The 9,019-nt window shown below is 67.2% G+C and carries 6 protein-coding genes; 2 read left to right on the top strand and 4 right to left on the bottom strand.

Translation table 11 applies throughout. The features are described 5' to 3' along the window. Nucleotides 1–445 precede the first annotated feature (445 nt). Complete coding sequence (locus DB30_RS33805) at nucleotides 446–847, top strand: hypothetical protein (protein WP_146661829.1); 402 nt, start codon at nucleotides 446–448, stop codon at nucleotides 845–847. A gap of 7 nt (nucleotides 848–854) precedes the next feature. On the opposite strand, the gene DB30_RS33800 is transcribed toward DB30_RS33805, so the two are convergent. Beyond that, complete coding sequence (locus DB30_RS33800; protein ID WP_052556905.1) at nucleotides 855–3,470, bottom strand: DEAD/DEAH box helicase; 2,616 nt, start codon at nucleotides 3,468–3,470, stop codon at nucleotides 855–857. 230 nt (nucleotides 3,471–3,700) lie between these two features. Between DB30_RS33800 and DB30_RS33795 the strand changes: the two genes are divergently transcribed. Continuing rightward, nucleotides 3,701–5,359 carry a hypothetical protein gene (locus DB30_RS33795; RefSeq protein WP_052556904.1) on the top strand — a complete coding sequence of 553 codons (1,659 nt, stop codon included), beginning with the start codon at nucleotides 3,701–3,703 and terminating at the stop codon, nucleotides 5,357–5,359. Here the strand turns inward: DB30_RS33795 and DB30_RS33790 are convergent, their stop codons facing one another. Genes DB30_RS33790 through DB30_RS33780 form a run of 3 tightly spaced genes read right to left on the bottom strand, consistent with a single transcriptional unit; the run spans nucleotide 5,360 to nucleotide 8,904 of the window. Then, the gene (locus tag DB30_RS33790) at nucleotides 5,360–6,346 is read right to left on the bottom strand and encodes a glycerophosphodiester phosphodiesterase family protein (protein ID WP_146661825.1); all 987 of its coding nucleotides are present in this window, start codon (nucleotides 6,344–6,346) and stop codon (nucleotides 5,360–5,362) included. Between the two features lie 6 nt (nucleotides 6,347–6,352). Next, nucleotides 6,353–7,093, bottom strand: coding sequence for a hypothetical protein (locus tag DB30_RS33785; RefSeq protein ID WP_052556901.1), 741 nt, complete (start codon nucleotides 7,091–7,093; stop codon nucleotides 6,353–6,355). Nucleotides 7,094–7,113: 20 nt separating this feature from the next. Continuing rightward, nucleotides 7,114–8,904, bottom strand: a complete 1,791-nt coding sequence (locus DB30_RS33780; protein WP_146661823.1) for a sensor histidine kinase — start codon at nucleotides 8,902–8,904, stop codon at nucleotides 7,114–7,116. Between the last annotated feature and the right edge of the window lie 115 nt (nucleotides 8,905–9,019).

Here is a 9,019-nt window from a genome sequence, read left to right as displayed (position 1 = left end):
GACCAAGCTGTGGGAGACTGGGAGGCTCGCCGCTTGAACCAAACTTGACTCAAATTCCCACGAAATTGGGTGTCAAGGGAGCTAGTGCCGCACACCCTGAGTTCGTTCCGGGTTATGCACGGCACTGAGGCCCAATGGCAGTGTCGCAGCTCCTAGCAGTACGCCCGGTACAGCGTCGTCGCCGCTCCTCGCCCTTGGGCCTCAGCTCCGCACCTAACCCGGAACGAACTCAGGGTGTGCGGCACTAGCTCACGCGCCCACGACCAGGTCATACTCCGCGCGGCGGTCCGAGATCGCCTTCATCGTGCAACCGCCAAGGTAGCTCGACGATGCGCGGCGGGGCGAGCTGAACCCGGCTCTTCACTGTATGCCCATGCCATATGGTTTCATCTCAACTATAGTGATAGTCATCGTCGCAGACCCCGAGCACACTGAGGGCATGAACATGCGCAAGCTCTTCAATGTCCTCGTTCTCGTGGGTGGGCTGACGGCCGAGGCAGGGTGCGACGCAGGTGACAACATCGACGACGAGCCCACGACCGGCGACGGCGATGGCGAGACGACCACCGGCGGTGAGACGACCACCGACGCGGACACCACCAGCGGAGATGGAGACGGAGACGAGACGACGGGCGATGGCGACGAGGCCACGGGCGACGGCGACGAGACCACGGGCGACGGCGACGAGACCACGGGCGATGGAGACGGCGACGGCGACGCGACAACGGGCGATGGCGATGGCGATGGAGACGGCGCCTGCGGCTGCTGCTGGGTGACCGACTGCAACTACGAGGACGAGTGCTGCGAGGGCCTTGGACCGCAACGGAACGATCCAGACTGCGCGTGAGCCAGGCTCAGGTCCCGATCCGCAATACCCGGACCACCGGCCCCTCGGGTGAGTGGTCCTCCCGCAGATCCACCTCGGCCTCGATGAACCAAAACCCATCGTCCTCGGGATCCACCAGAGTATGCCGGACCCCCCAATGGTGCGGGGCCAGCTGCTCGATCCGGGTCTTGTCGGTCTGCCGCGCGCGCGGGTCGAACACCAGCTTGGGGTACTCCTCGTAGTACCCGTTCATGACCTGCTCGAGTCGCTCCTCGGTCCACGCGTCGCCCATGAGGTCGGGCAGGTCGCGGATCGAGGCCAGGGCCTCCTCCCAGTCCTTGCGGGCCAGCGCGTGGGTGATCTGGTGCAGCTCCGCCCGGATCCGCGCGTAGAATTCTTTCTTGTCGAGCGAGATGTCGAGCTCTTCGGGCCGCAGCTTCTCGAGCTTGGCGGCCAGGCGCGCGTCGATCTCGTGGGCGCCGCTGAGCATCCGCTCCCACTCTTGAACCAGGCTCGAGTCCACGCGCTCGATCGTGGCCCGCAGCCAGGCGATGGCGTCGACGACAGCCTCGGTCTTGTGGACCGGTGGCACGGTCTGCTCGAGGGTCTTGTAGGTCTGGTGCAGGTGTCGCAGCAACAACCCCTCGCTGCGCGCGAGCCCGTACTCCTTCACGTAGTCGTTGAAGGTTGCGTACTGCTCGTACATGTCGCGCGCGATCGACTTGGGCCGAATGTTCTCGGTCCCAACCCATGGGTGCTTGGCGGCGAATTGATTGAAGGTGTCGTAGATGAACTCGACGTCGGGCTTGAGGTAGCTGACCTTCTCGAGCTCCTCCATGCGCGCGTCGTACTCGACGCCCTCGGCCTTGAGCTCGGCCACGCGGTCGCCCTTGAGCTTGGACTCTTGGCGCATGAGCAGGACCCGGGGGTTCTCGAGGATCGCCTCGGCCAAGCTCATGACGTGCAGGGCGTGGCGCTCGTCCTCTGGGTCGAGCAACTCCAGGGCTTCGACGAGGTACAGGCCCAGCGTCTGAAGCAGCGAGAAGTGGCGCTGCAGCTGCTCGGACACGGCCACGCTGCGGCCCCGGCCACCCCAGGCGCGCGGGCGCAGCTCGACGATCCCAGCGCCCCGCAGCGCGCGAAACAGCTGGGCGGACTCTCGCTTGAGCCGGGTGACCACGACCGGGCGCTCACCCGAGTCGTGGACCAATTGCAGCAAGTCGCGGTAGCCGCCGTCGGGCCGCTCGTCGCCCCACGCCAGCGCCTGCGGTCGCTGCAGCAGGTTGAGCATCATCCCGTGATCAACCCGAAACGCGGGCTGCAAGGTCTCGGGCTCGCCCTCGACCAGCTTGGTGAAGGTGTCTTGGTCCCAGTGGACATAGCCGCGATCCGGCGGCTTCTTGCGCACGAACTTCTTGGGCTTCTTGCCTGGCGCGCTGCCCGACCGGGCCTTGGCCTCCAGCTTGAGGTTCTCGATCACGTGCTCGGGCGCCTGCGCGATCACCCAGCCGCGATCGTCAAAGCCCTTGCGACCGGCCCGGCCGGCGATCTGCTTGAAGTCGCGGACCGCGAGGATCTTGGTGCCCTCGCCGTCGTACTTGCACAGCTTGGTGAACAGGACCGTGCGCAACGGAATGTTGACGCCAACCCCCAGCGTGTCGGTTCCGCAGATGACCTGCAGCAGCCCCTCTTGCGCGAGCTTCTCGACCAGCAGGCGGTACTTGGGCAGCAGCCCGGCGTGGTGCAGGCCAACGCCGGCCTTGATGAAGCGCTGGATGTCCTTGCCGTAGACCGTGTCAAACCGAAACCCGTGCAGGGCGTCGTTGATCCGGTCGCGCTGCTCACGATCGATCAGCTTGGTCGAGGTCAGCGCCTGGGCCAGCTCCGCGGCCTCGCGCTGGGTGAAGTTGACGACGTAGACCGGCGCGCGGCCGCCGTTGGCGAGCTCTTCGATCTCCTCGTGAATTGGCGTCTGCGAGTAAGAAAATTCGAGCGGGACCGGGCGCTCGGCGGACTTGACCAGGGCGACGCTGCGCTGGGTTCGGGCTTCGATCTCTTGCTCGAACCGGCCGGTGTCGCCAAGCGTGGCCGACATCAGCATGAAGGTGGTCTGCGGCAGGGTGAGCAGCGGGATCTGCCAGGCGATCCCGCGCTCGCGGTCGGCGAAGAAGTGGAATTCGTCGAGCACCGCGTAGTCGACCTTCGCGTGCTTGCCCTCGCGCAGGGCTACGTTGGCCAGGACCTCCGCGGTGCAGCACACGACCGAGGCGTCGTGGTTGAGCGCGGCGTCACCGGTGAGCATGCCGATCCGCTCGGCCCCAAACACGCGGCACAGATCAAAGAATTTTTCCGAGACGAGCGCCTTGATCGGCGAGGTGTAGTAGGCCCGCTCGCCCCGGCACAGCGCCCGAAAGTGCATCGCCAGCGCGACCAGGGACTTGCCCGAGCCGGTTGGGGTGTTGAGGATGACGTGGCGGCCGGCCATGATCTCGAGCACGGCCTCTTCTTGGTGGCCGTAGAGCTCGAAGCCCTGCTCGGTCGTCCAGTCGAGGAAGTGCTCGAGCATCTGATCGTCGCTCAAGCGCCCGGCGGCGCCCTCGCTGGGGAGCGGGACGCCATCAACGAGCGTGCGGGTGCTTGGCATGCGGGGTGATCATCGAAGATCTGGCCGGTGGCGGCAAATTGGGCCGCGCCTGAGGCCAGGCACACATGCGGGGCGAGCGATCCACGAGTGCGTCCCTGCGTTGGCTACCGAGTTGGCGGTCGGAGTGCCGAACGCCAACCCGATGGGCGCGGGTGGCTCGCTCGATCGACAGAAAGCGCCGCCAGTCATGCCCGCGTGAGTTGGCCTCGAACTTGCGTGACACTCCCCAGATGCAGGTGCCCGTCACGAATTCCACGGTCGTGCTCGCGACGCTGCTCGGGCTGGTCGCATGCGGCGAAGCCCCGCGCGAGCCGGCCGAGCTCGTCCACGTCTCGACAGCCTCCGACAGCTTCCCGCTGGTTGGGCCGCGCCGAAAGGTCGATATCTTGTTCGTAATCGACAACTCGAGCTCGATGGCCGAAGAGCAGAGCACGCTGGCCGCGAACTTCGGCGCGTTCATCGAGGTGCTCGAGGACGAGGGGGCGCGGGTCGACTATCGCGTGGCGATCACGACGACCGACAACGGCAACCCCGCGTGTGACCCCCAGCTGACAACGCCCGAGTTCGGCGCCCTGGTGATGCACTCGTGCGAGCAGCACCTCGAAGACTTCGTTGCGAACATGGGTGAGGACCTCGATGTCCGCGACGTCGGCTGCCGCGACAGCTGCACCCTCGACGCGGACGCGCTCGCGTTGCTACCCACGACGACGGCGCTCGACGACGTGCCCGGGCCGCGGCCGTGGATCGAGCGCATCAACGGCAAGACCAATCTGCCCCTGGGGACGAACATGGCCGACGCCTTCGCCTGCTTTGGGCCCCAAGGGATCGGCGGGTGTAGCTTCGAGTCGCCGCTCGAGGCCATGGCCCAGGCGCTGTACCGTAGCTACGATGTGGACGATCCCAGCGCTGGCTTCCTGCGCCACGACGCGGTGCTAGCGATCATCTTCGTGACCGATGAGGTCGATTGCTCCCACGCCGAGGCCGGCTCCGCGCTCTTCGAGGTCGACGCGCCGGCCTCGGCGGTGTGCTGGAACGCCGGGGTCAGCTGCGAGGGGGATCCGGCCCACTACGACTCCTGCGAACCGGTCAACAAGAGCACCCAGGGCAGCGTCGGGGTCGACGACGCCGACGCGGTGCTTCGTCCCATGAGCCGCTACATCGGCCTGCTCGAGGGGATCGAGCGAGAGAAGCAGAACTTCGACCCCACCGCGGAGGTCGTCGTTGGCCTCATTGGTGGGGTGGGCTCGAGCGGTGAGCCGTTCTACGCGGAGGTCGGTGACAGCGATCCAGAGTTTCAAGATCGCTTTGGCATCGGGCCTGGCTGTGTTCGACCGAACCCCGAAGATCCCGATCGGCCCAAGCGCGCGCTCCCTCCGGTGCGCTTGCGCGAGCTCGTCGAAGCGTTCACGCCAGGCAACATGTTCTCGATCTGCGATTGGGACTACACGGACGCGCTCGGGTCGTTCTTGCCGAACGGGTGGGGTCAGCTCACGCCAGCTTGCTACGGCTACTGTGCCGAGGACACGGATCCGACGACAGACGTCCTCGAGCCTTCGTGCGTGGTGGAGGAGCGCCCACTCGAGGGCGGCGAAGGGACTTGGCTGAGCCAGTGCAAGCGTGATGCTGGGGGCTATGTGATCGAAGATGGCGACTTCGTCATGCCCTCCGACGACGTCGACGTTTGCTTCGCGATGTTGACGGACCCGCACGGGACAACGTCGGCGACGGCGGATGACATTTCCGCTGAGTGCCTCGACAGGGGCCACAACCTTGAGTTCACGGTCGCGCGGCGACCGGGGGTACCCGGCGTCGCGGCCAGCCGCCTGGTGACGACGTGCACGCTGTCCAACGAGCCGGCGGTGTCCTGCCCGGGTCTCAATGGAACGTGATCAGCCGTCGAGCAACGCCTCGAGCAGCTCGGGATCGTCGGTGATGATCCCGTCCACCCCGTAGCCGATCATGTCCAGCATCAACGCCTGGCCGTTGACCGTCCACGGGTGCGCCCGGATCCCATGCGTCTTTGCGAGGTCGACCAGCTCCTGGTCCACGACCTCCCACGGCACCTGCATGAACAGCGCGGGCGGCTCGTAGCCGGGCTCGGCGCCGTTCGAGTAGAAGTTGATCATCTCTGCCGCTGACATCGAGGTGAAAATTGCCGGCGCCGTGGCGCGGACCTCGTCGAGCGTGCCTTGATCGAAGCTGGCGATCACCACGCGATCCTCGACGCCAGCGAGGACCAGCTCGTTGATGAACGCGGGCACGATCGAGGGCTCGGCCTGCTTGATCTCGATCATGTAGTACTCGCCGGGTGTCGCGGCGAAGATCTCGGCAGGCGTGGGGATCTGGATGCCGACCCCGCGGAACGGGTAGGTCTCGCCGCCGTCGGTCGTGAACCGGTAGCCAGCGTCGAGCTGCCGCAGCGCGTCGAAGCTGAGCTCTTTGATCAGCCCTGTGCCGTCGGTGGTGCGATTGACGGTGTCGTCGTGCATGACCACGACCACGCCGTCGGAGCTGGCGTGGACGTCGAACTCGAGCACGTTCGCGCCGACCATCAAGGCGGTCTCGAACGCGGGCAGGGTCGCCTCGGGGCGGAGCTCGCGGCCGCCGCGGTGGGCGATGTTGATGAGCTCGTCGGACAACAAGGGGTTGCCGGGCGGCTCGCCGGTCTCGCCGGTCTCGCCGGTCTCGGTCTCGGACTCGTCGGTCTCGGACTCGTCGGTCTGCGCCGTCGAGCTGTCGGTCTCGGACTCGGACTCGGACTCGCTACCGCCAGAGCTCGAGTCCGAGCTGCTGGTTGCCCCGCCGCCATCAGCCGACGCCGGTTCGCCGCACGCCCCAAGGCACGCGAGCAACACGAGCAAAGACCGGGGCTTCATGCCGGCTCAGGGCAGCGGCACTTCGGGGGCCGTGCCGAACTCGGCGTCGTTCTTGCCGATGTTGCCCGAGCAGTTGCCGCTGCTCTCGACGTCGGCGGTGTAGACGGACGAGGGCGCGCCCTGGATGTACAGCGTGCCGCAGCCACCCTCGCCAAACTCGGCCATCGGGTTGCAGGGCTTGCAGATCCGCTTGGACCCGCTGGGGGCGCAGACGAAGCTCTCGTCGCAGAAGTAGAACCGGCAGAACTGGTCGGTGACGTCTTGCCCGGCGATGTCGGTACCGCCGACCTTGAACGGGTTGATCGCGGGGAGCAGGGCCTCGGGGTCGTCGCAGATGTTGAGCGTGGGATCGACGATCTCCAGGCCCGAGTCGCACCCGTTGGGCCCGGGCGCGCAGCCCCGCTTGCCCTTGTTCTCTTCGCTGCAGCTGCCGTAGGCGGCCTTCGAGTCGTTCTGTGCCTCATCCAGGATCTCGGCGAAGCGAGAATTGGGATCGATGCCGGTGAGGTCGCACTGGATCTCGTCGTAGGCGGGCGCGCAGACGTTGTCGACTTTGTCGGTCTGACCCTCGCCAGCCACACACTGCGCGATGTAGCGGTTGTCCGTCAGCTTCGTGCAGTCGGCGGCGGTGTTGCAGCGCTCCACGCCGTCGTCTTTGACATCGGGGACCAGGATGGCCGTGCAGGCGCTGATCGTGAAGCCGGCGAGCAGCAAGGAAGCGGAGATGAAGAGGCGACGCTTGGACATGTGGAATTCTCTGGACGGCGTTAGCGGCCGTCTGCCGAGGCTGCCGAATCGGTTTCCGAGGATACGGAGGGGGCCGGAGGATCGCAAGCCGGCAAGCGGAACTCGAAGCGGGTGCCGTCGGGGCCGGTTTGGAGCAACACGACGGCCCCACCGTGGTCCGCGGCGATCTGCCGGACCATGGGCAACCCAAGCCCGGTCCCGTGGGCCTTGCTGGTCACGAAAGCTTCGAAGATCCGCTCGATGCCGCCGTGCTGGCTGTTGTCGTTGGCGGCTGGGATGCCAGGCCCGTCGTCCGCGACAACCACGAGGGCCATACCGTGCTTACAGACCAGCGAGACCGTGATTGTGCCGACTGCGGTCGCGGCTAGCGCGGAGCCACGTCCATGCCCAGGGTCGTCCGCCCCGCCGTCGAAATCGTCGAGCAGATCACCAAGGTCCCCCGCGCCCTCGGGGCCTGCCTCGAGCGGATCACCAGCGAGCTCGAGCACGGCCTCTTGAGCGTTGCGCAGCAGATTGAGCAGCGCCTGGCGCAGCTGGCCCGCGTCGGCCTCGACCCAGACCGGCAGCTCCGGCAGCTCGCGCACGACCTTCACGCGGTTGCGCTCGTGCTCGTGGGCGGTGAAGTCGAGCAAGTCCGTGAGTTCACGCCGCAGATCGATCTTGGCCATCTGCGGCGCGGGTCGGCGCGCGAGGCCCAGGTAGGCCTCGGTGATCTGCGTGAGTCGATCGACCTCGCCGCTGATCCGGCCGAGCAAGGTGCGCGCCTCGTCGACGCCCGCGACCGTCCCCAGCGAGTCGAGCTCGTCCTCGAGCAGCTCGGCGTTGAGGGCGACGCTGGACAGCGGGTTGCGGATCTCGTGGGTGATCTGGGCGGCGAGCCGACCGATCGCGGCCAGCTGTTCACCACGCAACAGCCGACGCTCGCGCTCTTCGAGGGTCGCGGCCATGAGGTTGACCTCGCGGGCGAGGCGGGCGACCTCGTCGTCGCGCTCGGGCTTGGGGCCAACCTCGATCCGCTCGCGCCACTCACCGCGGCCGATCCGGCGCACGCTCACCGCAAGTCGCCGCAGCGGTCGCAGCGTCAGGATCACGATCAAGGTTGCGAGCAGCGAGAACGCGGCCGCCGCGATCGTGATGACCAGGGCCCGCTGCTCGGCGGCGCGGCGGGCCGCGGCGACGGTGTCTCGCTGGCTCCGCACGGCCTGGTTGGCGCGGATCTCCAGCTCGGCGAAGCGACGGTTGATGTCGGCCTGGCGCGGCGCGTCGGCCAGGACCACGGTGACGTCAAACTCTTCGTCGAGCGCGACGAGCTCGGCGAGCCCGTCGACGAGCTGCACGAGGGCGCGGACATCATCGAGCTGCTCGAGGCCGCCAAGCCGGTCGGGGTACAGCAGCGCTTGCTCGAGCGGCGCCCGGACTTCGGTGACCAAGTGGGCGCGCAGCTCGAGCGCCTCCTCGAGGTTGAGCAGATCTCCGCGACCAAGCTGGGCCTCGGGGTTGCCGTAGCTCGACACGAACGAGCCGATCCGCTGGGACTGGTTTTGAGCCCCAAGCAGCTTGGTCTGAAACGGGATGTACACCCCCGTCAGCAGATCGAAGTTGGCCCCCAACCCGCGGACCTGGGCGCGGATGATCAGCGCCGCCGCCCCGGTACCAAACACCACCAACACGACCAGCGCCACGATCCGGGCGGCCAGGCTGCCGCGGATTCGCAGCGGCGGGAGCTCTGGCTGGGCTGGGGGGTCGCTGGGCTGCTCTGGGCCGCCGATCAGCTCTTCGTCAGACCGGTCGTCGATCTCGCCCAGGGCCACCAACCCCCACGGTACCACGACCGGGGCCTGTGCCCGAAAGGCCGCCTGCTGGGGAGGCCCTTTTCAGCGTAGGCTGAACGTGTCATTTTCGCCGGACCCGCCGCGATCGGCGGGT

This window comes from Enhygromyxa salina (genome assembly GCF_000737335.2).
In the GTDB taxonomy this organism is placed as follows: domain Bacteria; phylum Myxococcota_A; class Polyangia; order Nannocystales; family Nannocystaceae; genus Plesiocystis; species Plesiocystis salina_C.
This window is presented reverse-complemented; position numbering and strand designations above follow the sequence as displayed.

Coding starts and splice junctions, on each gene's coding strand:
- DB30_RS33790 (WP_146661825.1), bottom strand. CDS start 6,346: ATGAAGCCCCGGTCTTTGCTCGTGTTGCTCGCGTGCCTTGGGGCGTGC.
- DB30_RS33800 (WP_052556905.1), bottom strand. CDS start 3,470: ATGCCAAGCACCCGCACGCTCGTTGATGGCGTCCCGCTCCCCAGCGAG.
- DB30_RS33805 (WP_146661829.1), top strand. CDS start 446: ATGCGCAAGCTCTTCAATGTCCTCGTTCTCGTGGGTGGGCTGACGGCC.
- DB30_RS33785 (WP_052556901.1), bottom strand. CDS start 7,093: ATGTCCAAGCGTCGCCTCTTCATCTCCGCTTCCTTGCTGCTCGCCGGC.
- DB30_RS33795 (WP_052556904.1), top strand. CDS start 3,701: ATGCAGGTGCCCGTCACGAATTCCACGGTCGTGCTCGCGACGCTGCTC.